General features: G+C 66.1%; 25 protein-coding genes. 13 read left to right on the top strand and 12 right to left on the bottom strand.

Annotated elements, in window-relative coordinates; translation table 11 throughout:
• Positions 1-8: 8 nt before the first annotated feature.
• On the bottom strand, positions 9-1,385 hold the full coding sequence (gene radA, locus ETX26_RS05270; protein ID WP_129523596.1) for a DNA repair protein RadA: 1,377 nt from the start codon (positions 1,383-1,385) through the stop codon (positions 9-11).
• A gap of 71 nt (positions 1,386-1,456) precedes the next feature.
• Here radA and ETX26_RS05275 point away from each other — a divergent pair, with 71 nt between their 5' ends.
• Positions 1,457-3,775 carry a patatin-like protein gene (locus ETX26_RS05275; protein ID WP_129523597.1) on the top strand — a complete coding sequence of 773 codons (2,319 nt, stop codon included), beginning with the start codon at positions 1,457-1,459 and terminating at the stop codon, positions 3,773-3,775.
• Between the two features lie 28 nt (positions 3,776-3,803).
• On the opposite strand, the gene dnaJ is transcribed toward ETX26_RS05275, so the two are convergent.
• Entirely contained in the window at positions 3,804-4,922 is a 1,119-nt protein-coding gene (gene dnaJ / locus ETX26_RS05280) for a molecular chaperone DnaJ (RefSeq protein ID WP_129523598.1), read from the bottom strand.
• Positions 4,923-5,001: 79 nt separating this feature from the next.
• On the bottom strand, positions 5,002-6,939 hold the full coding sequence (gene dnaK / locus ETX26_RS05285) for a molecular chaperone DnaK (RefSeq protein WP_129523599.1): 1,938 nt from the start codon (positions 6,937-6,939) through the stop codon (positions 5,002-5,004).
• A gap of 164 nt (positions 6,940-7,103) precedes the next feature.
• On the opposite strand from dnaK, the gene ETX26_RS05290 reads away from it, so the two are divergent.
• The 3 genes from ETX26_RS05290 (at position 7,104) to ETX26_RS05300 (ending at position 9,333) form a co-directional block, all read left to right on the top strand.
• A complete protein-coding gene (locus ETX26_RS05290) occupies positions 7,104-7,586 on the top strand; it encodes a copper chaperone PCu(A)C (protein ID WP_129523600.1) in 483 nt (160 codons plus the stop codon).
• A gap of 5 nt (positions 7,587-7,591) precedes the next feature.
• On the top strand, positions 7,592-8,095 hold the full coding sequence (locus ETX26_RS05295; protein WP_129523601.1) for a vgr related protein: 504 nt from the start codon (positions 7,592-7,594) through the stop codon (positions 8,093-8,095).
• Positions 8,096-8,172: 77 nt separating this feature from the next.
• A complete protein-coding gene (locus ETX26_RS05300; protein ID WP_129523602.1) occupies positions 8,173-9,333 on the top strand; it encodes a PrnB family protein in 1,161 nt (386 codons plus the stop codon).
• A 67-nt stretch (positions 9,334-9,400) separates the two neighbouring features.
• Here the strand turns inward: ETX26_RS05300 and ETX26_RS05305 are convergent, their stop codons facing one another.
• The 4 genes from ETX26_RS05305 to hrcA form a co-directional block, all read right to left on the bottom strand.
• Positions 9,401-9,700 carry a glycine zipper domain-containing protein gene (locus tag ETX26_RS05305; RefSeq protein ID WP_129523603.1) on the bottom strand — a complete coding sequence of 100 codons (300 nt, stop codon included), beginning with the start codon at positions 9,698-9,700 and terminating at the stop codon, positions 9,401-9,403.
• Between the two features lie 95 nt (positions 9,701-9,795).
• Positions 9,796-11,544 (bottom strand): DUF885 domain-containing protein, encoded by a 1,749-nt coding sequence (locus ETX26_RS05310; RefSeq protein WP_129523604.1) that lies wholly within the window; start codon positions 11,542-11,544, stop codon positions 9,796-9,798.
• A 24-nt stretch (positions 11,545-11,568) separates the two neighbouring features.
• Positions 11,569-12,159: a nucleotide exchange factor GrpE gene (gene grpE / locus ETX26_RS05315; RefSeq protein WP_129523605.1), complete on the bottom strand. Its 591-nt coding sequence runs from the start codon at positions 12,157-12,159 to the stop codon at positions 11,569-11,571.
• Between the two features lie 13 nt (positions 12,160-12,172).
• Entirely contained in the window at positions 12,173-13,216 is a 1,044-nt protein-coding gene (gene hrcA / locus ETX26_RS05320; protein ID WP_129523606.1) for a heat-inducible transcriptional repressor HrcA, read from the bottom strand.
• A gap of 175 nt (positions 13,217-13,391) precedes the next feature.
• Here hrcA and rph point away from each other — a divergent pair, with 175 nt between their 5' ends.
• From rph to ETX26_RS05340, 4 genes are all read left to right on the top strand, one after another.
• Entirely contained in the window at positions 13,392-14,108 is a 717-nt protein-coding gene (gene rph, locus ETX26_RS05325; protein WP_129523607.1) for a ribonuclease PH, read from the top strand.
• Entirely contained in the window at positions 14,105-14,731 is a 627-nt protein-coding gene (gene rdgB, locus ETX26_RS05330; RefSeq protein WP_129523608.1) for an RdgB/HAM1 family non-canonical purine NTP pyrophosphatase, read from the top strand. Before rph ends, rdgB begins: the two co-directional genes overlap by 4 nt.
• A 108-nt stretch (positions 14,732-14,839) precedes the next feature.
• Entirely contained in the window at positions 14,840-15,991 is a 1,152-nt protein-coding gene (gene hemW / locus ETX26_RS05335; protein ID WP_129523609.1) for a radical SAM family heme chaperone HemW, read from the top strand.
• Positions 15,988-16,884, top strand: a complete 897-nt coding sequence (locus ETX26_RS05340) for a tyrosine recombinase XerC (protein ID WP_129523610.1) — start codon at positions 15,988-15,990, stop codon at positions 16,882-16,884. Before hemW ends, ETX26_RS05340 begins: the two co-directional genes overlap by 4 nt.
• Here the strand turns inward: ETX26_RS05340 and ETX26_RS05345 are convergent.
• The 4 genes from ETX26_RS05345 to rsmI are packed head-to-tail and all read right to left on the bottom strand — an operon-like array spanning position 16,881 to position 19,676.
• The gene (locus ETX26_RS05345; RefSeq protein WP_129523611.1) at positions 16,881-17,492 is read right to left on the bottom strand and encodes a DedA family protein; all 612 of its coding nucleotides are present in this window, start codon (positions 17,490-17,492) and stop codon (positions 16,881-16,883) included. The genes ETX26_RS05340 and ETX26_RS05345 overlap by 4 nt on opposite strands.
• Positions 17,493-17,514: 22 nt before the next feature.
• Positions 17,515-18,471, bottom strand: coding sequence for a glutathione synthase (gene gshB, locus ETX26_RS05350; protein WP_129523612.1), 957 nt, complete (start codon positions 18,469-18,471; stop codon positions 17,515-17,517).
• 9 nt (positions 18,472-18,480) lie between these two features.
• The gene (locus tag ETX26_RS05355) at positions 18,481-18,831 is read right to left on the bottom strand and encodes a YraN family protein (protein ID WP_129523613.1); all 351 of its coding nucleotides are present in this window, start codon (positions 18,829-18,831) and stop codon (positions 18,481-18,483) included.
• Positions 18,828-19,676 carry a 16S rRNA (cytidine(1402)-2'-O)-methyltransferase gene (rsmI, locus tag ETX26_RS05360; protein ID WP_129523614.1) on the bottom strand — a complete coding sequence of 283 codons (849 nt, stop codon included), beginning with the start codon at positions 19,674-19,676 and terminating at the stop codon, positions 18,828-18,830. Before rsmI ends, ETX26_RS05355 begins: the two co-directional genes overlap by 4 nt.
• Before the next feature lie 26 nt (positions 19,677-19,702).
• Here rsmI and ETX26_RS05365 point away from each other — a divergent pair, with 26 nt between their 5' ends.
• Positions 19,703-20,860, top strand: coding sequence for a penicillin-binding protein activator (locus ETX26_RS05365; RefSeq protein ID WP_129523615.1), 1,158 nt, complete (start codon positions 19,703-19,705; stop codon positions 20,858-20,860).
• 64 nt (positions 20,861-20,924) lie between these two features.
• The gene (parE, locus tag ETX26_RS05370; protein WP_129523616.1) at positions 20,925-22,901 is read left to right on the top strand and encodes a DNA topoisomerase IV subunit B; all 1,977 of its coding nucleotides are present in this window, start codon (positions 20,925-20,927) and stop codon (positions 22,899-22,901) included.
• On the opposite strand, the gene ETX26_RS05375 is transcribed toward parE, so the two are convergent.
• Complete coding sequence (locus tag ETX26_RS05375) at positions 22,898-24,112, bottom strand: bifunctional alpha/beta hydrolase/OsmC family protein (protein ID WP_129523617.1); 1,215 nt, start codon at positions 24,110-24,112, stop codon at positions 22,898-22,900. The two genes, parE and ETX26_RS05375, sit on opposite strands and share 4 nt — an antisense overlap.
• A 114-nt stretch (positions 24,113-24,226) precedes the next feature.
• On the opposite strand from ETX26_RS05375, the gene ETX26_RS05380 reads away from it, so the two are divergent.
• The 3 genes from ETX26_RS05380 to ETX26_RS05390 are packed head-to-tail and all read left to right on the top strand — an operon-like array spanning position 24,227 to position 26,644.
• Positions 24,227-24,751: an RNA polymerase sigma factor gene (locus tag ETX26_RS05380; protein WP_129523618.1), complete on the top strand. Its 525-nt coding sequence runs from the start codon at positions 24,227-24,229 to the stop codon at positions 24,749-24,751.
• A complete protein-coding gene (locus ETX26_RS05385) occupies positions 24,748-25,323 on the top strand; it encodes a hypothetical protein (RefSeq protein ID WP_129523619.1) in 576 nt (191 codons plus the stop codon). The genes ETX26_RS05380 and ETX26_RS05385 overlap by 4 nt, the downstream gene beginning before the upstream one ends.
• A gap of 37 nt (positions 25,324-25,360) precedes the next feature.
• Positions 25,361-26,644, top strand: a complete 1,284-nt coding sequence (locus ETX26_RS05390) for a serine hydrolase (RefSeq protein ID WP_129523620.1) — start codon at positions 25,361-25,363, stop codon at positions 26,642-26,644.
• Positions 26,645-26,670: the final 26 nt, after the last annotated feature.

Consider the following 26,670-nt stretch of genomic DNA (forward strand, 5'->3'; position numbering starts at 1 on the left):
CTGCTGAATTAGGTGGTGGCCATAACCTGGTCAACGAGATTGGCGAGCTGCCGAATGCCGCGATAGCGGAACTCGGAGGGGCTGGCCGGTCCGGCCTTGTCCTCCGCGGGCCCGAAACCACAGCCGAAGCCGAGCTTCGCCGATTCACGCAGACGCAGCGCCGAATGGGCGACGGGGCGCACTTCGCCGGCGAGCGAGACCTCCCCGAACCATACGCTCTTGGGTGGCAACGGCCGGTCGGTGAGCGCGGAAACCAGCGCTGCCCCCACGGCGAGGTCGGCCGCCGGGTCGGTCAGCCGATACCCGCCCGCGACGTTGAGATAGACCTCCGCCGAGCTGAAGTTGAGCCCGCAGCGCGCCTCCAGCACGGCGAGCAGCATCGCCAGGCGCCCGTTGTCCCAGCCCACGACAGCGCGGCGGGGAGTCGCTCCGCTCTGGAGACGCACAATCAGGGCCTGGACCTCGATCAGCACCGGCCGTGTGCCTTCCAGCGCCGGGAAGACGGCACTGCCCGCCATCGGCTCGTCCCGGCCCGAGAGGAACAGCATCGAGGGGTTGGCGACTTCGTCCAGCCCCTGCCCCGCCATGGCGAAGACGCCGATCTCGTCGACGGGTCCGAAGCGGTTCTTCAGGCTGCGCAGAATGCGGTACTGATGGCTGCGCTCGCCCTCGAAGCTCATCACCACGTCGACCATGTGCTCCAGCACGCGCGGCCCGGCGATGGTGCCATCCTTGGTCACGTGACCCACGAGCACCAGCGCGACGCTGTTCTCCTTGGCATAGCGGATCAGCTCGAACGCGCATCCGCGAACCTGACTGACCGTGCCGGGCGCACCCTCGATCGTGTCCGAATGCATCGTCTGGATCGAATCGATCACCAGCAGCGCAGGCGGCGGCATGGTGTTCAGGGTCGTGAGAATATCCCGCACCGAGGTTGCCGCCGCGAGGCGGATCGGGGCGTCGGCAAGCCCGAGGCGTGAGGCGCGGAGGCGCACCTGGCCCGCCGCTTCCTCCCCGCTGACATAGACCGTCTCGTTCCCCGCCTTGGCGATCTTCGCCGCTGCCTGAAGCAGCAGCGTCGACTTGCCGATGCCGGGGTCGCCGCCCATCAGGATCGCCGAACCTGGTACGAGGCCGCCGCCAAGTGCGCGGTCGAACTCCGCGAGCCCGGTCGTGCGCCGGGTCAGTGCCTCGCCGGGTGCGTCCAGGGGCTCGAACGCAATCGCCCTGCCCCCGCTCGACAGATCGTGCTTCTGCGAGAAAACGGTCGCCGGCGCGTCTTCGACCAGCGTGTTCCACTCCGCGCAATCGGGGCACTGCCCCTGCCAGCGCGGTGAGACCGAGCCACAGGCCTGGCAGATATAGCGCTTCTTCGACTTGGCCATGGCAGCGCGATAAACGGAACATTTATGGAACGCAATTGCCTTCGCCGCAATTGCCCGCCACAAGGCGCCCGATGCGGCAGAAGGAACTGAGGATCGCACTCGTCTGCTATGGCGGGGTCAGCCTGGCGGTCTACATGCACGGGGTCACGAAGGAGATCTGGAAGCTCGCCAGCGCGAGCCGCGCGTTCCATGCGTCCGATCCGCCCGCCGACGGTGTGCAAGGAGTTTATCGGGAGCTGCTGGAAGCGATCGAAGCGGAGCATGGGCTCAAGCTGCGCGTGCTGCCGGACATTCTCAGCGGTGCCAGCGCAGGGGGCATCAACGCGGTGTTCCTGGCCCAGGCCATCCATTCTGGGCGTTCGCTGGAACCTCTGACGGAGCTGTGGTTGTCGGCGGCGGATGTGGAGCGCCTGGTCGATCCCAAGGCGGAGCCGGTCTGGCGCTTCGCCAAGTATTGGGCGCAGCCAATCGCCTGGTGGCTGCTCCAGCGGCCCGGGAACGCCGTGTCCGAGAGCGTCGCGCCGGAAACGCAGGCGGAAGTGCGACGCAAGGTTTCTGGTTTCATACGCGGACGCTGGTTCGAGCCGCCGTTTTCCGGCATCGGTTTCTCGCACCTCCTGTTCGAAGCGCTGGATGCAATGGCGAACGCGCCCTGCGGCAAGCCGCTGCTGCCGCCCCGTCATCCGATCGATCTCATGGTGACGACCACCGACTTCCGCGGACACTTGGAACTGCTGCGGCTCAACAGTCCGCCGGTGGTGGAGGAGAGCGAGCACCGCCTTCCGATCGGGTTCACCGCCCGCACACCTGCGGAGGGCGGGCACGATCTCGCCGACCCGCTGGAGCTCACGTTCGCCGCCCGTGCCACCGCGAGCTTCCCCGGTGCATTTCCACCGCTGCAGCTCAAGGAGATCGATCGCCTCGCGCGCGAGCGGAAGCTCGAATGGAGCGAGCGACACAAGTTCCTGGAGCGCGCGATGCCGGTCAACTTGCGGCAGGGCTCGGCGGAAGGGATCTCGCTGATCGACGGGTCGGTGCTGGTCAACAAGCCCTTCGAAGGCGCAATGCACGCACTTCGTGGTCGCCCGGCCCAGCGGGAGGTCGACCGGCGCTTCGTCTATATCGACCCGCGCCCCGACCGCACACACTCGATCCGCGAGCGGAACGACGATCCGGTCGGTTTCTTCGGCGCGATCTTCGGATCGCTTTCGACGATCCCGCGCGAGCAGCCGATCCGCGACAATCTGGAAGTGCTCGAACGTCAGTCGCAAGAAGCGGAGCGACGCCAGCACATGATAGCGGCGCTGCGGCCAGACGTCGAAGCCGCAGTGGAGCGCCTGTTCGGGCTGACGCTGTTCCTCGACCGACCCACGCCGAGGCGGCTCAATGCATGGCGCGCGAAGGCACAGCAGGCCGCCGCCGAACAAGCCGGCTATGCCTTCCAGTCTTACGCACAGGCGAAGTTTACCGGGATCGTGGAGAGCCTCGCCGAACTGGTGTTCGAGGCCGCTCCTGAGCTCAAGCTACCCGACGCGCGCCCGATCATCGCCATGCTGCGCAATGCCCTATCGGAGCGGGGACTCGACCGGCTCTCCGCGCCTTCGGGCGGCGCGAGCGCGGGGGCGATCGCCTTCTTCCGTGCGCACGACGTTGGCTTTCGCGTGCGCCGTCTGCGCCTGCTCGCGCGCCGGCTGTCGCGCGAGTGGGATGCCGATCCGGAGATTCCGGATGCAGCGGTCGAGGAAGCACGCGACGCGATCTACAGGATCCTCGCGCTCTACTTCGCACGCGAAAGGGCGAACGATCTGGGCGAGGATTTCCCCTTGCTCGCAGCAAACATAGTCGACGATCCTTCCGCGGTAATCGATGCGCTCGCGGCGCGTCGCCTGCTCCCCGAGGTCGACGAAATGGCCGAGCAGATGCTGGCTGAGGCCCTCGAGAAGATGCCGAAGAATCTTCGGCGACTGATGCTGCTGACCTATCTCGGCTTCCCGTTCTACGACGTGGCAACCCTGCCGCTGGTGCGGGACGATGCGCTTACCGAGTTCGACCCGATCAAGGTCGACCGGATCAGCCCCGACGATGCGCGTTCGATCCGTGAAGGCGGCACGCGTGCGACGTTGCGGGGAATCGAGTTCTACAACTTCGGGGCGTTCTTCAGCCGCGCCTATCGCGAAAACGACTATCTTTGGGGTCGGCTCCACGGAGCGGAGCGGATGATAGACCTGGTCTGCTCGACCATTGAGAAGCGAGACGAGGCGATCGATCCCGCCACCTTCAAGCGCAAGGTCTTTCTCGCCATTCTCGAGGAGGAACGCGAGCGGCTGCGGGCCGATCCGGCGTTGCTGGAGCGGATCCGGAGCGAGGTGCTGGCGACCGAACGAGTTTGAAGGCCGATCCGTTGCCGGGCCTTTTGTACTAGGCCCCGAACGCATCCTTCAGGCGTTCGAAGAAGCCGCGGCATTCAGGGCATTCCTCGCCCGTCTCTGTCTCGCGGAACTGTTCGAGCAGCGCCTTTTGTTCCTTGCTGAGCTTCGTCGGCGTCTCGACCGCGATCTCGACCACCAGATCGCCGCGCCCCCGGCCCTGAAGCACGGGCATCCCCGCGCCGCGCACGCGCAGCTGTTTGCCCGACTGAATACCGGCCGGGATATCGACGGTGTTGGTCTCGCCGCCGAGATCGGGAATCTCGACCTTGCCGCCAAGTGCGGCGGTCGTGAAGCTGATCGGAACACGGGAGAGCAGCGTCGTCCCCTCGCGCTGGAACACCGGGTGCGGGCGGACATGCACGAAGATATACAGATCGCCCGGCGGTGCCCCGCGGGGGCCCGCCTCGCCTTTGCCGGTAAGGCGGATGCGCGTGCCGGTATCGACGCCGGGCGGGATCTCCACCTCGATTGTCTGGGGGCGGTCTACGCATCCTTCTCCACGGCAGTCGCGGCACGGGCTCACCAGGACCTCGCCGCGGCCGTGGCAGCTCGGGCATGGCCGCTCGACCACGAAGAAGCCCTGCTTGGCGCGGACCTTGCCGTAGCCGTTGCAGAGATTGCAGCCGCGGGTGCTCGTGCCCGGTGTGGCGCCTGAGCCATGGCAAGTTTCGCAAGCCTGCGAGACTTCGATCTCGATTTGGGTCTCTTTGCCGTGGAACGCCTCTTCGAGGCCGATCTCCATATCGTAGCGCAGATCGGCGCCCCGGCGCGGCTGCTGCCGGCCGCCGCCGCCGAAGGCGCTGCCGAAGATCGTCTCGAAAATATCGCCAAGATCGGCAAAGTCCGCGCCAGGGTGGCCGCCACCGCCCATGCCCTGCTGAAACGCGGCATGGCCGAAGCGGTCGTAGGCGGCGCGCTTCTGCGGGTCTTTGAGGCAGTCATAGGCGGCGCTGACCGCTTTGAACTTCGCCTCGTTCTCCTTGCACCCCTGGTTGCGGTCAGGGTGGTACTTCATTGCCAGCTTGCGGTAGGCCGATTTGATCGTCGCAGGATCCGCATCGCGGCTGACGCCGAGAAGCTCGTAGAAGTCGATTTCGGTTGCCGGCATAGTATCCCCGCCCCTTCAAAGACCTAGCCGCCGCCGGGGCGGGCTGCACCGGCGGCGAACTGGATCTTCATCGGGCGTCTCAGCCCTTGTTGTTGCCGTCTTCGTCGACTTCGGAGAACTCGGCGTCGACCACGTCCTCCTCCGAGCCGCCCTCGCTTCCGGCGGCGGCACCGTCGCTCGGCGCATCGGCCGCAGCGGCCTGCTCCTTGCTGTAGATTTCCTGACCCATCTTCATCGCAAGATCGGTCAGCGCCTGCGCCTTCGCGTTGATCGCATCGACGTCGTCCCCTTCGAGCGCGGTCTTGGCCTCGGCCAGCGCGGCCTCGACCTGACCCTTGAGGTCGGCGCTGATCTTGTCGCCGTGCTCGTCGAGCTGCTTCTGCGTCGCGTGGACCAAGCTATCCGCCTGGTTGCGAGCCTCCGCGCTCTCGCGGCGCTTCTTGTCCTCGTCGGCGAATTTCTCGGCGTCCTGGACCATCTGCTCGATATCGGCGTCCGACAGGCCGCCGCTCGCCTGGATGCGGATCTGCTGCTCCTTGCCGGTGCCCTTGTCCTTGGCCGATACGTTGACAATGCCATTCGCGTCGATGTCGAACGTGACTTCGATCTGCGGCACGCCGCGGGGGGCGGGCGGGATGCCGACCAGATCGAACTGGCCGAGCATCTTGTTGTCCGCAGCCATCTCGCGCTCGCCCTGGAAGACGCGGATGGTCACCGCGTTCTGGTTGTCCTCGGCGGTCGAATAGGTCTGCGTCTTCTTGGTCGGGATCGTCGTGTTGCGGTCGATCATTCGAGTGAACACGCCGCCGAGCGTCTCGATGCCGAGCGACAGCGGGGTAACGTCGAGCAGCAGCACGTCCTTGACGTCGCCCTGCAGCACGCCGGCCTGGATCGCCGCGCCCATGGCTACGACTTCGTCAGGGTTCACGCCGGTGTGCGGCTTCTTGCCGAAGAATTCTTCGACCACTTCGCGAACCTTGGGCATGCGGGTCATGCCGCCGACCAGGATCACCTCGTCGACGCCGCCCTTTTCGATGCCGGCATCGGCCAGCGCCTTCTTGCACGGGTCGAGCGTGCGCTTGATGAGGTCGCCGACCAGCTGCTCGAGCTTGCTGCGCGTGATCGTCTCGACCAGGTGCAACGGAGTGCTCGAGCCGCCTTCCATGCGCGCGGTGATGAACGGCAGGTTCACTTCGGTCTGCTGGCTCGACGAAAGCTCGATCTTTGCCTTCTCGGCCGCTTCCTTGAGGCGCTGGAGCGCGAGCTTGTCCGAACGGAGATCCATGTTCTCCTTCTTCTTGAACTCGTCTGCCAGATATTCGACGATCGCGCTGTCGAAGTCCTCACCGCCCAGGAAGGTATCGCCGTTGGTGCTCTTCACTTCGAACACGCCATCGCCGATCTCGAGGATGGAAATATCGAACGTGCCGCCGCCGAGATCGTAGACCGCAATGGTCTTGCCGTCCTGCTTCTCGAGGCCATAGGCGAGCGCGGCCGCAGTCGGCTCGTTGATGATGCGCAGCACTTCGAGGCCCGCGATCTGGCCGGCGTCCTTGGTCGCCTGGCGCTGCGCGTCGTTGAAGTATGCTGGAACGGTGATCACCGCCTGGGTGACCGTCTCGCCGAGATAGCTCTCGGCGGTTTCCTTCATCTTCTGCAGGATGAAGGCGGAAATCTGCGAAGGCGAATATTCGGTGCCGCCGGCCTCTACCCAGGCGTCACCGTTCTTGCCCTTGACGATATCGTACGGGACGAGCTGCTGATCTTTCTTGGTGGTCGGATCGTCGTAGCGGCGGCCGATCAGACGCTTGATCGCGAACAGCGTGTTGTCCGGATTGGTAACGGCCTGGCGCTTCGCCGGCTGACCGATCAGACGCTCGCCATCCTTGGTGAACGCCACGATCGAAGGCGTCGTGCGCGCGCCTTCGGAATTCTCGATAACCTTGGGTTTGCCCCCATCCATCACGGCAACGCAGCTGTTCGTGGTGCCGAGGTCGATACCGATTACTTTCGCCATGGTTTCCCTATTCCGCTTCAGATAGTTGGACGCCGCACATTATGTCCCCCGAAACAGGCAAGACCACTCGGCGGCTCGTAGCCCGGGATATAGGTTCGGTTTCTGTTGGCACAAGGGACCCTCAAGGCTAGCGTCGCGTAGCTATTCAGAGGGGAGAAACGACTATGAGATCGTCCATTCTTGCTGCCGCAGCGCTTTCGGTCGCCGCGCTCGGCGTGGCTTCCTGCGGCGATGGTGCGACCGAGCAGCCGGTGGAAGCGCCCGACGGCGTGCCGGGGCTGACCATCACCAACGCCCGGGTGGTCCTCGCTCCAGTGGAGGGTAACCCCGCTGCGGTCTATTTCGATCTCGCCTATGACGGCGACCGCAACGTCGCGCTTACCCGCGCCCATGTCGAAGGAGCGGAAAGCGCCTCGCTCCACGAATATGGCGAGTGGAACCGGCAGGTGCAGATGCAGGAGATGCTGCCACTCGTGCTCAGGAAAGGTGACGAGGTGACATTCGAGCCGGGCGGCAAGCACGTGATGGCGACAGGCGTTTCGCCCGAGCTTCAGCCGGGAGGGACCACGGAAGTGACCCTCACGGTCTCGGGCGGCGACAAGACCACCTTCGAGGCTGAGATCCGCGGCCCTGGGGAAGAGCGCTGAGCGAAGTGGCCGTTCCCGCCTCCGCGCCGGCATGTCCGGCCGGTGGGGAACGGCTCCTCACATCGGGCGAGGTCGCGCTCGCCCAGTCCATTTTCGGCAGCGCGATCGACTATTCGAAGGTCACCATTCGCCGCCGCAAGTTCTTTCCCCTTCAGCCGCGCAAGATCACCATGGCGCCGCGCGGGCATCTGCATTTCCACCCGCTGGGCGAAGCCTATTGCGATGATTTTGCGCAAGTTTCGGTGATCCGGCAGGGGCTCTTCATTCACGAGATGGTCCATGTGTGGCAGGCGCAGACAAAGGGAAGCTGGTGGCTCGTCTTCAATCGCATGCCATGGGCGCGCTACGACTACAGCCTCAAGCCGGGCTGGTCGCTTGAGCGTTACGGAATCGAGCAGCAGGCGGAGATAGTGAAGCATGCGTTCTGGCTGCGCAACGGCGTGAGCGTGGCCGGTGCTCCCGATGTGAGAGCCTACGATCTGCTGGTGAGGTTTCCCGGCGCCTCTTGAGCGTGGCGGTTTCACTTGATACCTCTTCCGGCAGTGTCCGGGCGGCCCAACCCGCGCCCGGCCAACAGGTTCAAGACATGGAGCTCAAGGATTATGGGATGTCGCGCGAGCGCGGCTTCCTTTCGCATTACGAAATCGATCAGATTGCCCTCCCTCGCCAGTTCGATCCGGCAGTGGAGGCTGCGGAGAACCTTTCAGGCCTGCTGACCACCGGCCGTGTCCGCCATTGGCTCGATCAGATCCCGGATCCCCGGATCGAAGACTGGGCGCGCGAAGCAGCGGAGGAAGAGGTCCGCACCGCCATGGTGCACTATTCCTTCCTTGTTCAGGCCTACGTCTGGGGCGAGCCGGACCCGCCCGCCTGTCTTCCCGCCAACCTCTCGCGGCCGATCGTCGCGATTGCGGACCGGCTCGGCCAGGCGCCGCTCCTGCCCTACTCCTCCTACGTGCTCGACAACTGGTACCGGCTCGAGAAGTCGGGGCCGATCGATCTCGACAACATAGCGATGTACCAGAACTTCCTCGGCGGCGCCGACGAGAACTGGTTCGTGCTCGTCCATGTCGCGATCGAGGCAGAAGCAGGCGTCCTGCTCGACAATGCGGTGAAGCTTGTCGCGGTGGCAAGGCAGCGTGACGAAGTCGAGGCCGAACGCCTGTTGAAGGAGATGCACGACGCGTGGGAGCGAATCTACGGCCACTTCGCACGGATGCCGGAGCGTTGCGATCCCTATGTCTATTTCCACCGGGTCCGTCCTTACATTCACGGCTGGGCCAACAACCCCGCGCTTGACGGCGGACTGGTGTACGAGGGAGTTGAAAAGTTCGGCTCCACCCCGCAGGCTTTCCGCGGCCAGACCGGTTCGCAGTCGAGCATCGTGCCCTCAATGGACGCGCTGTTTCAGGTCGGCCATTCGGACGATCCGCTCAAGACCTTCCTCGACGAGCTGCACCACTACCGTCCGGTGCCGCACCGCCGCTTCATCGAGGATCTGGCTGCGCAGTCTAGCTTGCGCGACTTCGTTTCGACCTCGGGCAATCAGGCGCTCAAGGACGCGTTCAACGCCTGCCTCGAGCAGTCGGCGCGATTCCGTACGAGGCATCTCGAATATGCGGCCAGCTATATCAACAAGCAGGCGGGCTCGATCGCGGGCAACGATCCCGACGTGGGCACGGGCGGCACGCCGTTCATGCGCTATCTGAAGAAGCACCGCGACGAAAACCGCGCGCAAACGGTCTAGTCAGGTAACATATACAAGGCGGCCGTCCCGCTCCCGGGACGGCCCCTGCCCTGCGGTCGCGCGCGGATCAGCGGAAGTAGTCGTCGTAACGGTCGTCATCGCGGCAGTCGTCGTCGAGATAGCGGCGCCCGTCGCGGTCGTACCACCCGTTGCAGCGATTGTTCTTGTCCTTGAAGTAACCTGCAAGTCCGCCGATCGCTGCACCGGCGATGGCATAGGTTTCGAGATCCTCGCCGGTAATCGCTGCGGCAGCGGCGCCTGCAGCCGCGCCAAGCCCTGCACCTTCGACCGCATAGTTTTCCGCACACGCCGAAAGCGTGAATGAGGAAGCGAGCAGCGCCGGCGCGAGCAGCATTCTGGATTTCATGGCTATTCTCCGTAGCATCCCTGTGCGGATTGCTACGGGTCGCGCGTACTTAGGTTCCGCAACGGACAGGCCGCTGCGGTGAACCGAGACCTCGATCAGTCGTACGTTACGCCGGGGAGTCCCTGGCCCCCGTCGGCGATGAAATCCTCGATCCGCGCCTCCAGCACCGGCAGCGGAACGGAGCCGAGCGACAGCACGACATCGTGGAACTTCCGGATGTCGAACCGTTCCCCCAGCGCCCCTTCCGCTTCTGCCCGCACGCGCCGGATGGTCATCTCGCCAAGCTTGTAGGCGAGCGCCTGGCCCGGCCAGCTGATATAGCGGTCGACCTCGGTCTCGACTTCACGTCGCGACAGCGCGGTACGGCTCGCCAGATAGTCGATCGCCTGCTCGCGGCTCCAGCCATAATGGTGAATGCCGGTGTCGATCACCAGCCGCGCCGCGCGCCACATTTCGTAGCTGAGTTGACCGAACCGCTCGTAGGGAGTGCGATAGATGCCCATCTCGTTACCGAGATACTCGACATAGAGTCCCCAGCCCTCGCCGAAGCCGGAGAAGTAGGTCTGGCGGCGGAAGCGCGGCGCTTCCTCCTGCTCGAGCGCCACGCCGGCCTGGAAGCTGTGCCCGGGAATGCACTCGTGCAGCGTCAGTGCCGGAATGTTGTACAGCGGCCGCGAGGGAAGATCGTAGGTGTTCATCATGCAGGCGTCGAGCCCGCCACGCCCCGCCGTGTAGAACGGTGCGATCGCATCGGGCACCGGGCGGATGGTGAAGCGATGGCGCGGAAGAAAGCCGAAATAGTCGGCGATCACCCCGTCGACCCGCTTGGCGGTGTAGGCCGAAACGCCCATCAGTTCTTCTGGAGTGTCGGCGACGAACCGGGCGTCGGTGCGCAGGAACTGCACGAATTCCGGCAAGGTACCTTCGAATCCCGCGTCAGCCTTGACCTTCTCCATTTCGGCGGTGATCCGCGCGACTTCGGCCAGGCCGATCTCGTGAATCTCCTCCGCCGTGAGATCGAGGGTCGTGTACTGTTCGATCTGCTGCTGGTAGTAGGCCGCGCCCTCAGGCATCTCCTCGGCGGCGAGCGTGGTGCGCGTCTGCGGCAGATACTCGTTGCGAAAGAATTCCAGCAGTCGGGCGAACGCGGGCGTGACGCTTTCCGCAATCGCGGCGCGCCCCTGGGTCTTGAGCCGTTCCGCCTCAACGGCGGGAATCCGCTGAGGCATCTCGGCGAAGGCGGTCCAGAAGGGGCTGTCCTCCACGTTTTCGACCACGTTCGACGCAATCGAGCTATCCCGCCCGTCCAGCGTCACGCGCGGCACGCTTAATCCGCGCTCCAGCCCGGCGCGCGAGTTGGCGATATGCTCCTCGAAATAGCGCGGAATCTCCTGCATGCGTGAAATGTAGCGCTCGTACTCCTCGACCGTGGTGAAGCCGGTACGCGGGGCGAGATAGCTCCAGAAGTTGCTGTCGCTGTCGAACGGCATTTCCCATTCGCGGAAACGCGCGTCACCGATTTCGCCTTCCAGCAGCGTACGGAATACGGCTGCGTCGATCCGGGAGGAGGGACTGAACGCGCCTTGGTCCAGTGCAGCCAGCCGCTGCAGAAACTCCCGGGCCTTGGCTGCGCGAGCCAAGTGCGCTTCGGGTGTGACCGATGGAAGCTCGCTGCCGGGGGCGGTGCTGCCGTTACCCTCCTCGACCAGCTTGTACTGCGCAAGTCGGTGGGCGTAGTACTCGTCGGTCAGCGAAGCGAGACGATCGTCCGCCGTTTCCTCCGCCTGCAGCGGCACGGCGGCGACGCAGGCGGCGGCGATTGCCACCGGAAACGCAAATCTCATCGATCCTCCCCTAGGAACTTGTCCTCACTTGGCCACGCTTACCATGGCGGGACGCAGCAGGCGGTCCTTGATCATATAGCCGGACTGGAGTTCCTGCACGACCGTGCCCGGCTCCTGCCCCTCGCCCGCCGGCACTTCCATCATCGCCTGGTGGACATTGGGATCGAGCGGCAGGCCGGTCGCGGCGATGCGCGTGATGCCATGCTGCGCGAAGACTTTCTCGATCTCGCGCTGGGTCGCCTCGATCCCGGCGATGAAGCGGCTCATCTTCTCGTCATCGCGGTATTCCGCCGGAACCGATTCGATCGCCCGGGCAAGATTATCCGCAACCGACAGAATATCGCGCGCGAAACCGGTGGCGGCATAGTTGCGCGCGTCTTGCACATCCTTCTCGAGCCGTCGCCGCACGTTCTGCGTCTCGGCGCGTGCGTAGAGCACGTCCTGCTTGGCTGCGTCGAGATCGGCACGCAGAGCGGCGATCGCATTCTCCGGGCTGTCTTCGCCATCCTCCGCACCGTCGGCCTCGTTCTCGCCGCCGTCGAGGAATTCTTCCGGAACACCTTCGAGTTCTTTTTCTACGGCCTCGTCGTGCGGCCGCTTGTCGTTATCGCTCATGGTCTTTTCGTATCTATCCGATGAGTTTGCCCAAGGATCGGGCGGTGAAGTCCACCATGGGGACGACTCTCGCGTAATTCAACCGAGTGGGGCCGATCACCCCCAGCACGCCTACTACCCTGCCCTCGCGATCACGATAGGGTGACGCGATGACCGACGAGCCGCTGAGCGCGAAGAGCCGGTTCTCGCTGCCGATGAATATCCGCGTCGCCTCTGCCTCGCGCGCGCTCTCGAGCAGTTCGGCCACTGATTGCTTGCTTTCCAGATCGTCGAGAAGGGAACGCACGCGCTCAAGGTCGGACAGCGCGGCGTCATCGAGCAGCTTCGCCTGCCCTCTCACGATCAGCACGGGGCGCTGCGCCGCGTCCTCGCTCCACACCGCAAGACCACGTTCGACCAGCCTCCGGCTCGCTTCGTCCAATTGCGAGCGGCCGGAGGCGATCTCGCGGCGCATGGCGGCGACCGCCTCGGGGAGAGTTCGCCCTGCAAGACGGGCCGTAATGTAGTTGCTCGCCTGCTCCAGCAATTGCGGCGACACCCCTTCGCCCAACTCGGCCACGCGATTCTCGATCGCCCCGTCCTCGCCGACGAGCACCGCCAGCACTCGCCCCTGACCCAGGTTCACGAGGCTGAGCTGCGCGAGACGCGGCTCGAGCCGTGGCACCATGACCATCCCCGCGGCTCCGGAGATATCCGAGAGGATGGCGCTGGTCTGCTCGAGCGCGTGCTCGATCGGGCCGGGTTCGGTGAGCCGCTGTTCGATCGCCTCACGCTCCTCGCGAGTCGGCTCGGCCACTTGCATCATCCCGTCGACGAACAGCCGCAATCCGCTTTCGGTGGGCATGCGCCCTGCGCTGGTATGCGGCGCGGCGAGCAGCCCCAACGCCTCTAAATCCGCCAGCACGGAGCGAATCGACGCCGGCGAGAGATTGAGCCCTCCTTCACCGGCAAGCGTTTTCGACCCGACCGGCTGTCCGCTGTCGAGGTAGCCCTCGACAACCAGCCGGAATATTGCCCTGGCGCGGTCTGTCAGTTCGGTGACGGGTGGTGTGGGCATCGGCTCGACTTAACCGCAATTGCCAGACATTCAATTTTTCCCATTCATGACGCGCGTGCCGTAATCGAAGATGGTGGTTGGCCAAGGGCCGCATTTTCTTCTAGCGCCGCGCGAGAAGCAAGGACGCGCCATCCATCGACCGATGTGAACGGCCGTTCGAATTTTGGAGACTTTCATGCGACCTTCCGGACGCGCGCCCGACGAGATGCGTGCCATCACTATCGAAACCGGCTTTACCCGGCATGCCGAAGGCTCCTGCTTGATCGGCTTCGGTGATACACGCGTGCTCTGCACCGCGAGCATCGAAGAACGCACGCCGCCATGGCTGCGCGGCAAGGGCGAAGGCTGGGTCACGGCCGAATACTCGATGCTACCCCGCGCGACGCACACACGTGGCCAGCGCGAGGCGGCAAAAGGCCGGCAGTCTGGTCGTACGCAAGAAATTCAGCGCCTTATTGGGCGCAGCTTGCGCGCTGTGGTCGATCTCAAGAAGCTTGGAGAGCGTCAGATCACGCTCGACTGCGACGTCATTCAGGCGGACGGCGGCACGCGCACTGCCGCCATCTCCGGCGCGTGGGTCGCGCTGCGCATCGCCGTCGACGGTCTGATCAAGAGCGGCGCGCTCACCGAAGATCCGATCGAAGCACAGGTCGCGGCGGTGAGCTGCGGCATTTATCAGGACACGCCCGTGCTCGACCTCGACTACGACGAGGACAGCACCGCCGATGCCGATGCGAACTTCGTCCTGATCTCGGGCGGCAAGATCGCCGAAGCCCAGGCGACCGCCGAAGGCGCCTGCTATGACGAAGAGGGCTTGCTGCGCCTCCTGCGCTTGGCGCGGATCGGCTGCGACCGGATCTTCGCAGCGCAGCTGGACGCGGTGAAGAAATGACTCGTCGTCTCGGTTCCGGCTGCCTCGTGATTGCCACGCACAACGCGGGCAAGCTCAAGGAAATCCAGGCGCTCCTCGATCCCTATGGGGTCAAGTGCCTCAGCGCGGGATCGCTCGGGCTGCCGGAGCCGGCCGAGACCGGCACGACTTTCGTCGAGAACGCGCTGATCAAGGCGCGCGCCGCGGCTGAGGCCTCCGGCATCGCCGCGCTCGCCGATGACAGCGGGCTCTCGGTCGCGGCGCTCGGCGGACGGCCCGGCGTCTACACCGCCGATTGGGCCGAGCGGCAGTGGTTCGAAGGCGAGCCGGGCCGGGACTGGCACATGGCTATGGGCAAAGTCGAAGGGATGCTCGCGCAGCGGGGACCGGACGTGCCCCGCGACGCCACATTCCATTGCGTGCTCGCAATTGCCTGGCCGGATGGAGAACACGCGGTGTACGAAGGAACGGCGCCCGGTACGCTCACCTGGCCGCCTCGCGGAACCCTGGGCTTCGGTTACGATCCCGTCTTCGTGCCGCAGGGCTACGAACAGACCTTCGCCGAGATCGCGCCCGAGGAAAAGCACCGCATCGGTCACCGCGCGGATGCCTTCGCGAAGCTCGTGGCAGAGCAGTTCGGATAATCAAAGCGTGAGTCACCGCGAAGGCGGGGACCTCAGGCCACCGGCACTATGCCAGCGGCACGAGGCCCCCGCCTTCGCGGGGGAACAGGTGTATGCTAAGGAATTCCTGTGGCGCGCGCACTCTACATCCATTGGCCCTTCTGTCTGAAGAAGTGCCCCTATTGCGACTTCAACAGCCATGTGCGCGACGGAGTCGATCACGCTGCATGGCAGCGAGCGCTCGTGGCGGACATGCGGCACGAGGCCGCGCTCGCAGGGGGCGAACCGCTCACCTCGATCTTCTTCGGCGGCGGCACGCCATCGCTGATGCCGCCCGCGCTGATCGCTCACCTGCTCGCGCAGGCGGAGCGGTTGTGGGGCTTTTCGGACGAGACCGAGATCACGCTCGAAGCGAACCCATCCACGGTGGAAGCGGCGGCGTTCGGCGACCTCGCCGCAGCGGGAATCAACCGCGTCTCGCTCGGCCTGCAGGCGCTCGATGACACGGCGTTGCGGTTCCTCGGGCGGCTGCACGGCGTTCGCGAAGGTCTGGCCGCGCTGGAGATCGCCCAACGGAACTTCGCGCGGGTAAGCTTCGACCTGATCTATGCCCGCCCCGGCCAGACCCCCGCCGCATGGCAGGCCGAGCTCAGTCGTGCGCTCGGCTTCGGGACTGATCACCTCTCGCTCTATCAGCTCACGATCGAACCCAACACGCGTTTCGCAACCGATGTCCGGCTCGGTCACTTCGCGCCGCTCGACGACGATCCGGCAGCGGAGCTCTTCGAGCTCAGCCGTGCGATCACGGCCGATGCCGGACTTCTCGCCTATGAGGTCAGCAATCACGCGCGACGCGGACAGGAGAGCCGGCATAACCTCACATACTGGCGCTACCGCGACTACTGCGGGATAGGCCCCGGCGCGCACGGACGGCGCGGCGGCATGGCCACATCGCGGCACAAGAAGCCGGAGAACTGGCTCGCCGCGGTATCCGAGCAGGGGCATGGCATCCGGGAAGAGGCCGCCCTGTCCCCTGCCACTCGCGCGTCGGAGGCCCTGCTGATGGGCCTGCGCCTGTCCGAAGGCGTGTCGCTGGCGGACATTGCCGCGCGTCTGGAACTCGATCCCGCTCGCCTGATCGATCGCACCGGCTGCGCAATGCTGGAGCGGCTCGGCTTCGTGCAGCAGGTGGACGGGCGTCTTGTGGTGACCGACAAGGGCGTGCCGGTGCTCGACGCGGTGCTCGGCGAACTCGTCCATCCGGAACTCGTTGCGGCATGAGCGCCGCCGACCTGCTTGAAGATTGGCGCGATCATCTCGCCACGAATCGTCGCCGATCGCCGCACACCGTGCGTGCCTATCTCGCGGCGGCGAAGAACCTGCTCCAGGCCGTCGGTGCCGAGGACTGGCCGGCGGTTGCCCGGATCGAAAGTGCGGGTCTCCGCGCACAACTCGCCCGCAGGCGGGCCGACGGTCTCGGCAATGCCTCCGCCGCGCGCGAGCTTTCCGCGCTCAAGGCATTCGTGAAACACGCCCGCGAGCGTGCCGGCCACGCCGATGCCGCCGCCCCGCGACTGCGCGGGCCGCGGATCAAGAAAGGCCTTCCGCGCCCCGTCACGCCCGACGACGCGAGCAATCTCGCCGATCTGGTCGCGGCCGATGCGACGGAGGCGTGGATCGGTGTCCGCGACCGCGCGGTGCTTCTGCTGCTCTACGGTGCCGGACTGCGGATCGCCGAAGCGCTTTCGCTGAAGGGAGGCGACCTGCCGTTGGGCGAGACGCTGTCGGTCACCGGCAAAGGCGGCAAGCAGCGCGTGGTCCCGATCCTGCCGATCGTGCGCGAGGGCGTGGCCGACTATGCGCGGCAGTGCCCCTGGCCGCTCGCGAAGGATGAACCGCTGTTCCGCGGCGCGAAAGGCGGTCCGCTCAATCAGGGCATGGTGCAGAAGGCTACGGCCCGCGCCCGCCTCGCGCTCGGCCTTCCCGCGACCGCGACCCCGCACGCGCTCCGCCACTCGTTCGCGACACACCTGCTCGGCGCAGGTGCGGATCTGCGCAGTCTGCAGGAACTGCTTGGCCATGCGAGCCTCGGATCGACGCAGATCTATACGAAGGTGGACGCGGCGACTCTGCTCGACGCTTATCGCACCGCGCATCCGCGTGAGCGGGGCTAGTCCTCGCGTTCGTCGCGCGGCGTCCATGTCACGACGCGCCACAGGTAGCCGGCCACCGTCAGCACGACGATGCCGATCACAACCCAGCCGAGGATGTGCTCGTATTCGTTAAGATAGCGCGCCAGAATGGTGCCGCCCAGAACCAGCAGGGCGTTCCAACCCGCCGTGCCGACGAAAGTAAAGGCGAGAAAGCGCCACGCGCTCATGTGCGCGAGCCCAGCCGGAAGCGAGATTATCGTGCGGAACATCGGCGTGCAACGGAGCACGAGCACCACCCACTGGCCGTGGCGGCGAAAGAATCGCGAGCCGCTTTCGATATGCTCCCAGTCGAGCGTGAGCCATCGTCCCCAGCGTTCGACGAACGGTCTGGTCCGCTCGTAACCCCACTTGTCGCCAAGCCAGAACCAGGCGTAGTTGCCTGCAGTGGAACCGACTGTGCCTGCGAGCATCAGCGGCCAGAACTCCATCTGTCCGCGCGCTACCAGCACGCCGCCGATGCTCATGATCACCTCGGACGGGATCGGCGGGAAGATGTTCTCGATCGCCATCAGCAACACGATGCCGAGATAGCCTCCGCGGGCGATCGCTTCGATGATGATGTGATCCATCGCCGGCGGACGCGCAGAGCCGCTACCGGCTCGCGAGCCGGGCTTCGATCGCGTCCCAGATCAGCGCACCCGTGTCGGTACCGTTGAACTTATCGATGGCGACGATCCCCGTGGGACTGGTGACGTTGATCTCGGTCAGCCACTTGCCGCCGATCACGTCGATGCCGACGAACACGAGCCCGCGGCGCTTGAGCTCCGCCCCCATGGCGGCGCAGATCTCTTCCTCGCGCGCGGTCAGCGTCGCCGCCTCGGCATGGCCGCCTTGCGCGAGGTTCGAACGAAACTCCCCCTCGCCGGGGAAGCGGTTGATCGCTCCTGCGAATTCGCCGTCGACGAGCACGATCCGCTTGTCCCCCTCTGCCACCTCCGGGAGGAACGGCTGAACCATGTGCGGCTCTGGCCAGGTCTGATTGAACACTTCGGACAGGGCAGAGAGGTTCGTCCCATCGGCATCAATACGGAAGATCGCCTTGCCGCCGTTGCCGTGCAGCGGCTTGACCACCACCGCGCCATGCTTCTTCTGGAAGGCGCGAATATCCTCGAGTTTGCGCGCGACAAGCGTCGGCGGCATGAATCGTGCGTAGTCTAGCACGAACATCTTCTCGGGCGCGTTCACCACCTCGCGCGGGTCGTTGACGACCAGCGTCTCGCCCTTCAATCGGTCGAGCAGGAAGGCCGCGCTGATATAGCCGAGGTGGAACGGAGGATCCTGTCGCATGAGCACGACGTCGATCTCGTTCCCGAGGTCGATCCGGCGCACCTCGCTCTCCCACCGGAAGTGATCGCCCTCGACGCGCTGGACCGAAACCTCGCGCGCCCAGGCGGTTACGCGTCCTTCCTCCCACGCCAGCGTGGAAACGTCGTAGTGCCACAGCCGATGCCCGCGCGCCTGGGCGGACAGCATCAGGGCGAATGAGGAATCGCCCGCGATCCTGACGCTCTCGATCGGGTCCATCTGGATGGCGACGCGTAAGCTCATTGGGGTTCCCTAAGGCTGCCAGGCGTTGACGATGTGGCGGGGGAAGCTGCCGGGCGCAAGGAGGATCACGTCCAGGCGTATGTCTTCTCCGCCGGACGCGTATTCGTGGGCGACTGCCTCCACCGCCGCGGCGACGCGGCTGAGGCGGAATTCGTCGATCGCGAAATCCAGCTCCGCCGCGGCCTTGCGCCACTTGACCTCCACGAACGCAACCACATTGCCGCGCTTGCAGACGAGATCGATCTCGCCCAGCGGCGTCCTTCGGCGGCGGTCGAGGACGCGCCAGCCCTTCATCTGAAGCCAGAGCGCCGCCCGCCCTTCTCCGGTGCGGCCGTCACGCTCCGCACGCTGGCGTTTCATGCGCTTCGCAGCTCGAGCGCGCGGGCGTAGAGGGCCTTGCGGTCCTGCCCCGTCGCCTTGGCGACCTGGGCCGCCGCTTGCGACGGCTTGGCCGATTGCAGGGCCTCGCTCAGCAGTCCGTCGATGTCGTGCTCGCCCGCGGGTTCGCTCGCGCCCGGCCCCACCAGCAGCACGATCTCGCCCTTGGCGGGATGGGCGGCGAAATGCGCGGCGAGCTCGGCGGCAGTGCCGGTCCGGCATTCCTCATGCAGCTTGGTCAGCTCGCGCGCGACGGCGATTTCGCGGTCGGGCATCAACCGGTCGATCGCCTCGAGCGATTTCACCAGTCTGGGTGCCGTTTCGTAGAAGATCGCGGTTGCATCCGCCTTCGCGGCCGAGTCCAGCGCCTCGCGCCGGGCCTTGTCCTTGTTCGGGAGGAAGCCCGCGAACAGGAAACGGTCGTTCGGAAGGCCCGACAGCGTCAGACCGGCGATCGCCGCGCAGGGCCCCGGCAGCGTCGTCACCGGCACCCCCGCCGCCCGCGCATCGCGCACGAGCCGGTAGCCCGGGTCGGAGACGAGCGGCGTTCCCGCGTCGCTCACCAGCGCGACCGCCTTCTCCTGCATTGCGGCGACGAGACGCGCCCGATCCTTCTCGCCGGCATGATCGTCGTACCGCCAGAGCGGCTTCGACAAGCCGAGATGTTTCATCAGCTTGCCGGTGACGCGCGTGTCCTCGCAGGCAACCCCGTCGCACCGCGCGAGCGTCTCGGCTGCCCGCATGGTGATGTCGCCGAGATTGCCAATCGGGGTCGCGACTATATAGAGACCGGGTTGGAGAGGTTGGTGGGCCACTCCCGCATCCATGGACACGACGACGGGGAGCCGCAAGCATGAAGCGTTGGAAACTGGATCGGCGAATGCTGGTCATTGCCGGGGCAAGCGCCGTTCTGGCGGGTTGCCAGGTGATACCGAAGGGGCCGACCACTTCTACCGCTCCGGAGCCGACTCCGACGCCTACACCGAGCGAATCCGGCCTGCCCGATGACGAGGAGCGGCACCGGGTCGCTCTGCTCGTGCCCATGTCGGGCACCAATGGCGCAGTCGGCCAGTCGATTGCCAATGCGACGACCATGGCGCTGCTCGACACCAATGCCGACAATCTGCGCATCACCACCTACGACACCTCGACCAATGCGCGCGAGGCGGCCCGGCGCGCCATCGCCGACGGCAACAAGCTGATCCTGGGCCCGCTGCTGGGCAGCAACGTCGGACAAGTGCTGGCCGAGGCACGCCCGGCCGACGTGCCGCTGATCTCCTTCTCCAACGACACCAGCGTCGCCGGTGTCGGCGTGTTCCTCATGGGCCATATCCCCGAACAGTCGATCGCGCGCAGCGTGGCCTATGCGCGTCAGCGCGGTTCGGCCAACTTCGCGGCGATCGTGCCGGACGGCGAGTACGGCCGGCGCGCCGAAGCGGCGCTTTCCGCCGCCGTTGTCGAATCGGGCGGCCGGGTGGTCGCGACCGAAACCTACACGCGCAGCAACACCTCGGTGGTCAGCGCCGCGCAGCGGATAGCGGGCGAAGGCGGTTTCGATACCGTTCTGCTGGCCGACGGTGCGCGGCTCGCCTCGCTGGCCGCGCGCGAGCTGCGCTCCGACGGTGGTGCGATGCAAATCCTCGGCACGGAATTGTGGAGCGGCGAAAGCGCCGTGACCAGCGCCGCAGCGCTGCGCGGCGCACTGTTCGCCGCGGTTTCGGACGCGCGGTTCAAGCGCTTTTCCGACAGCTACAACAGCCGCTTCGGATCGCAGCCTTATCGCATCTCGACGCTCGGCTATGACGGTGTCCTGCTGGCCCTGCGCGTCGCCGAGGACTGGCAGGTCGGGCGCGGCTTCCCGGTCGCACGCCTGCGCGAGGAAGGCGGTTTCCTGGGCCTCGATGGCCCGTTCCGCTTCCAGCGCAACGGCGTAATCGAACGGGCGATGGAAGTGCGCGAAGTTCGCGACGGGCAGGTCGTGATCGTCTCTCCCGCTCCGAGCGGCTTTTGAGGCTGACGATAACACACCGCCGCCCGCTTGAAGCTGCGCGAAATCGCGGCCTATAGGCCGAACCATGCCCGACGACCTGTTCGCGAACACGCCCGCATCGAGCGGCGACTATGACGCTTCCTCGATCGAGGTGCTCGAGGGGCTCGAGCCGGTACGCCGCCGGCCGGGCATGTACATCGGCGGGACCGACGATCGCGCCCTGCATCACCTCGCCGCCGAAGTGCTCGACAACGCGATGGACGAGGCCGTCGCGGGCCACGCTACGCGGATCGAGGTGAGCCTCGAAGACGGCAACCGCCTGACGATCACAGACAACGGCCGCGGAATGCCAGTCGCCGAACACCCCAAGTTCCCGGGCAAGTCGACGCTCGAAGTGATCCTTTCCATGCTGCACTCGGGCGGCAAGTTCTCCGGCAAGGCCTACGCGACCAGTGGCGGCCTGCACGGTGTCGGCGTTTCGGTGGTGAACGCGCTGTCCAGCCATACCCGGATCGAGGTGGCGCGCGACCGGCAGCTCTACGCGCAGGAGTTTGCGCGCGGAGAGACGCTGGGCCCGCTGCAGGAACTGGGCCCCACCCCCAACCGCCGCGGCACCACCGTCAGCTTCACGCCCGACACCGAGATTTTCGGCGACCGCAAGTTCGGTCCCAAGCGCCTGTTCAAGCTTGCCCGCTCCAAGGCCTATCTCTTCGCCGGCGTCGAGATCCGCTGGAAGTGCGCCGCCTCGCTCGCGAGCGACGACGTTCCGGCGGAGGCGGTGTTCAAGTTCCCTGGCGGGCTCGCCGATCACCTGGCCGAGCAGATCGGCGAGCGCGAGTGCGTGACCTCCCGCCCCTTTACCGGGACGCAGGAGTTTCCCGACGAGCAAGGCCGGGTCGAGTGGGCAATCGCCTGGCCCCTCTGGTCCGATGGCGCGGGAAGCTGGTACTGCAACACCGTGCCCACGCCGGACGGCGGCACGCACGAGCAGGGCCTGCGCGCTGCACTGACCAAGGGCCTGCGCGCCTTCGGCGAACTGACAGGGCAAAAGAAGGCCAAGGATCTCTCTGCCGACGACGTGATGACAGGCGCCGAGGTCATGCTCAGCGTCTTCATCCGCGACCCGCAGTTCCAGAGCCAGACCAAGGACCGCCTGACCAGCCCCGAAGCCACGCGCCTGGTCGAGAACGCGGTGCGCGACCACTTCGACCATTTCCTCGCCGACAACATGGAACGCGGCCGTGCGTTGCTCGGCGCGGTGATGGAGCGGATGGACGAGCGATTGCGCCGCAAGGCCGAGCGCGAGGTCAAGCGCAAGACTGCGACCAACGCCAAGAAGCTGCGCCTCCCCGGCAAGCTCACCGACTGCTCGGGCGAAGGCGATGGTGAGACAGAGCTGTTCATCGTCGAGGGCGACAGCGCCGGCGGCAGCGCAAAGCAGGCGCGCAACCGCAAGACCCAGGCGATCCTGCCGATCCGCGGCAAGATCCTCAACGTCGCCTCGGCCAGCGCCGACAAGATCCGCGCGAACAGCGAGATCGCCGACCTGATCCTCGCGCTCGGCTGCGGCACGCGCAAAGACTGCGACCCGGAGAACCTGCGTTACGACCGCATCGTCATCATGACCGACGCTGACGTCGACGGTGCGCATATCGCGACGCTGCTGATGACGTTCTTCTTCCAGGAAATGCCCGAGGTCGTGCGCCGCGGCCACCTGTTCCTCGCCCAGCCCCCGCTCTACCGCCTCACGGCAGGCAAGGAGAGCGTATACGCCCGCGACGACGCGCACCGGGCCGAGCTCGAGGCGACGGTGTTCAAGGGCAAGAAGGTCGAAGTCGGGCGCTTCAAGGGTCTCGGCGAGATGAACCCGCAGCAGCTCCGCGAAACGACGATGAACCCGGAAAGCCGCAGCCTGATCCGCATCACCCTGCCCGCCGAGCACGAGCAGCGGCACGCGGTGAAGGAACTTGTCGATCAGCTCATGGGGCGCAACCCGGAGCATCGCTTCAATTTCATCCAGAACCGGGCCGGCGAATTCGACCGCGAGATGATCGACGCCTAACCGGCGGTCGTCGTGTGAATGTGCAGATGCCCCTCCAGGGTCCTGTGAACCGGGCATTTCCCCGCGATCTCGACGATCCTGGCGCGCTGCTCGCCGGATAGATCGCCCTCCAGCTCGATCCGTCGGGTGAGCGCCTGGATCTGCCCCTCCTCGCCGTCGAGCACATGCTCGCAATCTTCCTCGTGATTGCGCTCGTGCGTCAGGTGGATCGTCGTGCCCTCGAGCGGCCATCCGCGCCGGTCGGCATAGATTCGCATGGTCATCGCCGTGCACGTGCCAAGGGCCGCGAGCAGCAGGTCGTACGGCGTTGGACCGGCGTCGTCGCCACCATAGCTCCTCGGCTCGTCGGCGACGAAGCGATGACTCGCAGTGTGAACTTCGGTGCCGAATCTGCCGTGCCCGGACTTCACCACCACGCCGTCCTCCGGCATGGGCCAGTCGTCGCGCATGGGGAGGTAGCGAGTGGCCCAGCCGGCAATCACGTTCGCCGCGAAATCCGCGTCGCGATCGTCGAGCAGCAGATGGTCGGCCCCTGCGAGACTTACGAAGCTCTTGGGATGGCGGGCGGCTTTGAACAGCAGCCCGGCGTTCTCGATTCCGACCAGTGCGTCGGTCGGCGAGTGGAGCAGCAGGAGCGGCACGCGCAGCCGCTCGACCTCGGCAAGCAGGTCGATCGTCTCGAGGCGTTCGAGGAACTCGCGGCTCAGTTCGAAGTCCCGCCCGCCGATCGAAACCGGGCCCGAGCCGCTTTCGCGGATCGCGGCAAGATCGCCATCGATCCGTTCGAGCACGTGCGGCACGTCCGACGGCGCGCCGATGGTGGCGATCGCCGCGATCCGGTCGAAACCGAGGTCGTCCGCGGCCGCGAGAACCGCGGCGCCGCCGAGACTGTGTCCGACCAGCAGGATCTTCTGTCCGAACCGATCGGCGAGATATTCCGCGGCGGCCACCAGATCGGCCACGTCGGTCGCAAAACCGGCGCGACCGAACTCGCCGCCGCTGCCGCCCAGACCGGTGAAGTCGAAGCGAAGACAGGCAATCCCTTCTCTCGCCAGCGCCCGGGTGATCGCGACCGCCGCCTTGCTCGCCTTGGTGCAGGTAAAGCAATGCGCGAACAGAGCCGCGCCCCGAACGAGCCCGGTCGGTAGCTCGAGCGAGCCGGCGAGGTCGTGGCCCGCGTCGGTCGCTATGGTGAGGTTCTCGGTGGGCATCGGTCCTCCGCGGCGTTTCGATTTAGCGTGGCCGGTCCCTATCATTTCGCACGCTGCGAGGAAAAGTTTCGCCGCCGGTGTAAGAAGTCGGGCAGCCCGACGACTAGGGGGAGTATGGGCACCGACCAGCAGTCACTCTATGCCGATGCGGGCAAGCGGTTCGCGCCCGCGATCGCACGCCTCGCCCGGACGATGGAGCGCGACGCGGAGAAGGCGCGGGATCTGGAGCAGGATATCCACGCCGAACTCTGGCGCAGCCTGGCTCGGTTCGACGGGCGTTGCTCGCTCAAAACCTGGATCTTCCGGGTAGCGCATAACGTCGCCGCCGATCACGTCGCCGCGGCGGTACGGCGCCCCAGCCACATCGCACTCGAGCAGATCGAGGTTTTGCCGGACCTGGCCGATGCGGAGCGACGGGCGGCAGAGCGCCATGCGATCTCCCGTGTGCAGGAACTGATCCGCCGCCTCGCACCGCTGGACGCGCAGGTGATCCTGCTGTGGCTCGAAGGACAGAGCGGCGGCGAGATCGCCGAAATCACCGGAATCAGCGCCAATGCCGCGCAAGTTCGCATCCACCGCATCAAGGCAGTGCTCGCCAATGCCTTCGCCGAGCCCGCGAAAGGAGGGCCGACATCATGACCGAACCGCTACTCGAACAATGGGCCGCCGACGCCGCTGACGCGCGCTTCACACGCAGCGAAGAGCTGATCCGGCAGCGCACGCGGTTCGAACGCACCGTGCGGCGGCGCAACCTGATCGAATATGCCGCCGGCGGCGTGACGATCCCCGTGTTCGCCTGGGCCGGCTGGCTCACGGCACGTGCCGGCGAAGCGGTTCTCACGCTCGGATGGGCGCTCGGGATCGTCGGCATGGTAGTCGTTCTGACCAGCCTCTATTACCGCGCAAGCAATCTGCCGCACCGTCCGGAGAGCGACTGCCGCAGCCACTTGCGCGCGCAGCTCGAGCATCAGCGGCAGGCGCTCGCCAGCGTGCCGCGCTGGTATCTCGGCCCGCTCGTGCCGGGGGCGGTGCTGGTGCTCATCGGTTCGATGTTGCCGATCGCTCGCGAGGCCGGCTGGGGCATCGCGCTTGCGGGGATGGCCGTGCCGGCAGCCGTGGTCGCGGCGATCTTCATCGGCATCGCCTGGCTCAACCGCCGCGCGGCGCGCATGCTCGAGTGCGAAATCGCCGCGCTGGACGCGCTCGCGTGAGGCGCGGCATACCGTTTCGACCCGAAAGGAACATACCATGCTCCGCATTCTCGCCCCCGCGCTTGTTCTTGCTATCGCTCCCGTCCAGCTTGCCGCGCAGACGCCCGAAGCGCACGAGGACACCGTGACCAGCCCGATCCAGGCCCGCGCCGAAGGCGTCGTCGCCGTGCTGCGGGGCGAAACCGCGGCCAGTGAGGTTTTCTCACCCCACTTCCTCGCGTCAGTTCCGGAAGAACGGCTCGAAGCCCTGGCCCGGCAACTCACGGCGCAGTTCGGCCCGCTGCAGGGACTGGAAGACGCGACACCCACCGGACCAGGCGCGGCGACAATCGCGATCCGGTACGAAAGGGCGCTCGCGCGCGGTCCGATGCAACTCGATGGCGAGGGAATGGTCGCCGGGCTGCTGCTAAACCAGTTCGACCCGATCGACGACAGCGCCGAGAAGATCGCCGCCGATCTGGCCGCGCTGCCGGGAACGGTCGGTGTCTACTACGCCCCGCTGGCCGAGGATGCCGAGCCGATCATCGCGACCAATGCCGACGCGCAGTTCGCGATCGGCTCGACCTTCAAGCTCTATGTCCTTTCCGCGCTGGCGCGCCAGGTGGCGGCGGGGGAACGCTCGTGGGACGAGGTGGTGCGCCTCGATACGCGTTCGCTGCCGAGCGGATTGTCGCAGGATTGGCCCAAGGGCGCGCCGGTGACGCTGCATACGCTGGCGACACTGATGATCTCCATCAGCGACAACACCGCGACCGATCAGCTCATCAAGATCGTCGGCCGGGACGCGGTGGCTGAAGAATTGCGGGCCAGCGGCCACTCCGCGCCGGCCAAGACGCTGCCCTTCCTCACCACGCTCGAACTCTTCGGCCTCAAGGGCGATCTCGCGCGCGGGCAGGCCTATGCCGCCACTGGCGAAGAGGAACAGGCGCGGCTGATCGAGGCGTTCGCGACGGAGATCGCGGGCGACCCGGACAAGATCGTCAAACCGACCTTCACGCAGCCCACTGCGATCGACAGCCTCGAATGGTTCGCCAGCGGCCGTGATCTCGCCGGGCTGCTGCGCCGGATCGCTGAGCTCGATGACGCGGCCGCGAGGGAGATCATGGCCGTCACCCCCGCCGTGCCGGAACCGAAGCGCGCCGACTGGTCCTACATCGGCTACAAAGGCGGCTCGGAGCCGGGCGTACTCAATCTCACCTGGCTGCTGCAGGACCGGGCGGGCGAGTGGCGCATCCTGACCATCAGCTGGAACAATCCCGCAGCGCCAGTCGATGTCGGCACGCTCGAGCTTCTTGCCCAACGCATCCTCTCGCTCGAGTAACCTGGCCCTTGCCCTCGGGCGCCGCA

The sequence above is a fragment of the Pelagerythrobacter rhizovicinus genome, assembly GCF_004135625.1.
GTDB lineage: Bacteria > Pseudomonadota > Alphaproteobacteria > Sphingomonadales > Sphingomonadaceae > Pelagerythrobacter > Pelagerythrobacter rhizovicinus.

Excerpts from the sequence above, each read along its gene's own strand:
- ETX26_RS05340 (WP_129523610.1), top strand. The coding sequence starts at position 15,988 with ATGAGCGCCGCCGACCTGCTTGAAGATTGGCGCGATCATCTCGCCACG.
- ETX26_RS05310 (WP_129523604.1), bottom strand. The coding sequence starts at position 11,544 with ATGAGATTTGCGTTTCCGGTGGCAATCGCCGCCGCCTGCGTCGCCGCC.
- rsmI (WP_129523614.1), bottom strand. The coding sequence starts at position 19,676 with ATGGATGCGGGAGTGGCCCACCAACCTCTCCAACCCGGTCTCTATATA.
- radA (WP_129523596.1), bottom strand. The coding sequence starts at position 1,385 with ATGGCCAAGTCGAAGAAGCGCTATATCTGCCAGGCCTGTGGCTCGGTC.
- ETX26_RS05275 (WP_129523597.1), top strand. The coding sequence starts at position 1,457 with ATGCGGCAGAAGGAACTGAGGATCGCACTCGTCTGCTATGGCGGGGTC.
- ETX26_RS05290 (WP_129523600.1), top strand. The coding sequence starts at position 7,104 with ATGAGATCGTCCATTCTTGCTGCCGCAGCGCTTTCGGTCGCCGCGCTC.
- ETX26_RS05385 (WP_129523619.1), top strand. The coding sequence starts at position 24,748 with ATGACCGAACCGCTACTCGAACAATGGGCCGCCGACGCCGCTGACGCG.
- ETX26_RS05375 (WP_129523617.1), bottom strand. The coding sequence starts at position 24,112 with ATGCCCACCGAGAACCTCACCATAGCGACCGACGCGGGCCACGACCTC.
- ETX26_RS05355 (WP_129523613.1), bottom strand. The coding sequence starts at position 18,831 with ATGAAACGCCAGCGTGCGGAGCGTGACGGCCGCACCGGAGAAGGGCGG.
- dnaK (WP_129523599.1), bottom strand. The coding sequence starts at position 6,939 with ATGGCGAAAGTAATCGGTATCGACCTCGGCACCACGAACAGCTGCGTT.
- gshB (WP_129523612.1), bottom strand. The coding sequence starts at position 18,471 with ATGAGCTTACGCGTCGCCATCCAGATGGACCCGATCGAGAGCGTCAGG.
- dnaJ (WP_129523598.1), bottom strand. The coding sequence starts at position 4,922 with ATGCCGGCAACCGAAATCGACTTCTACGAGCTTCTCGGCGTCAGCCGC.
- ETX26_RS05365 (WP_129523615.1), top strand. The coding sequence starts at position 19,703 with ATGAAGCGTTGGAAACTGGATCGGCGAATGCTGGTCATTGCCGGGGCA.
- ETX26_RS05380 (WP_129523618.1), top strand. The coding sequence starts at position 24,227 with ATGGGCACCGACCAGCAGTCACTCTATGCCGATGCGGGCAAGCGGTTC.
- ETX26_RS05390 (WP_129523620.1), top strand. The coding sequence starts at position 25,361 with ATGCTCCGCATTCTCGCCCCCGCGCTTGTTCTTGCTATCGCTCCCGTC.
- rph (WP_129523607.1), top strand. The coding sequence starts at position 13,392 with ATGCGACCTTCCGGACGCGCGCCCGACGAGATGCGTGCCATCACTATC.
- parE (WP_129523616.1), top strand. The coding sequence starts at position 20,925 with ATGCCCGACGACCTGTTCGCGAACACGCCCGCATCGAGCGGCGACTAT.
- ETX26_RS05305 (WP_129523603.1), bottom strand. The coding sequence starts at position 9,700 with ATGAAATCCAGAATGCTGCTCGCGCCGGCGCTGCTCGCTTCCTCATTC.
- grpE (WP_129523605.1), bottom strand. The coding sequence starts at position 12,159 with ATGAGCGATAACGACAAGCGGCCGCACGACGAGGCCGTAGAAAAAGAA.
- hrcA (WP_129523606.1), bottom strand. The coding sequence starts at position 13,216 with ATGCCCACACCACCCGTCACCGAACTGACAGACCGCGCCAGGGCAATA.
- rdgB (WP_129523608.1), top strand. The coding sequence starts at position 14,105 with ATGACTCGTCGTCTCGGTTCCGGCTGCCTCGTGATTGCCACGCACAAC.
- ETX26_RS05300 (WP_129523602.1), top strand. The coding sequence starts at position 8,173 with ATGGAGCTCAAGGATTATGGGATGTCGCGCGAGCGCGGCTTCCTTTCG.
- ETX26_RS05345 (WP_129523611.1), bottom strand. The coding sequence starts at position 17,492 with ATGGATCACATCATCATCGAAGCGATCGCCCGCGGAGGCTATCTCGGC.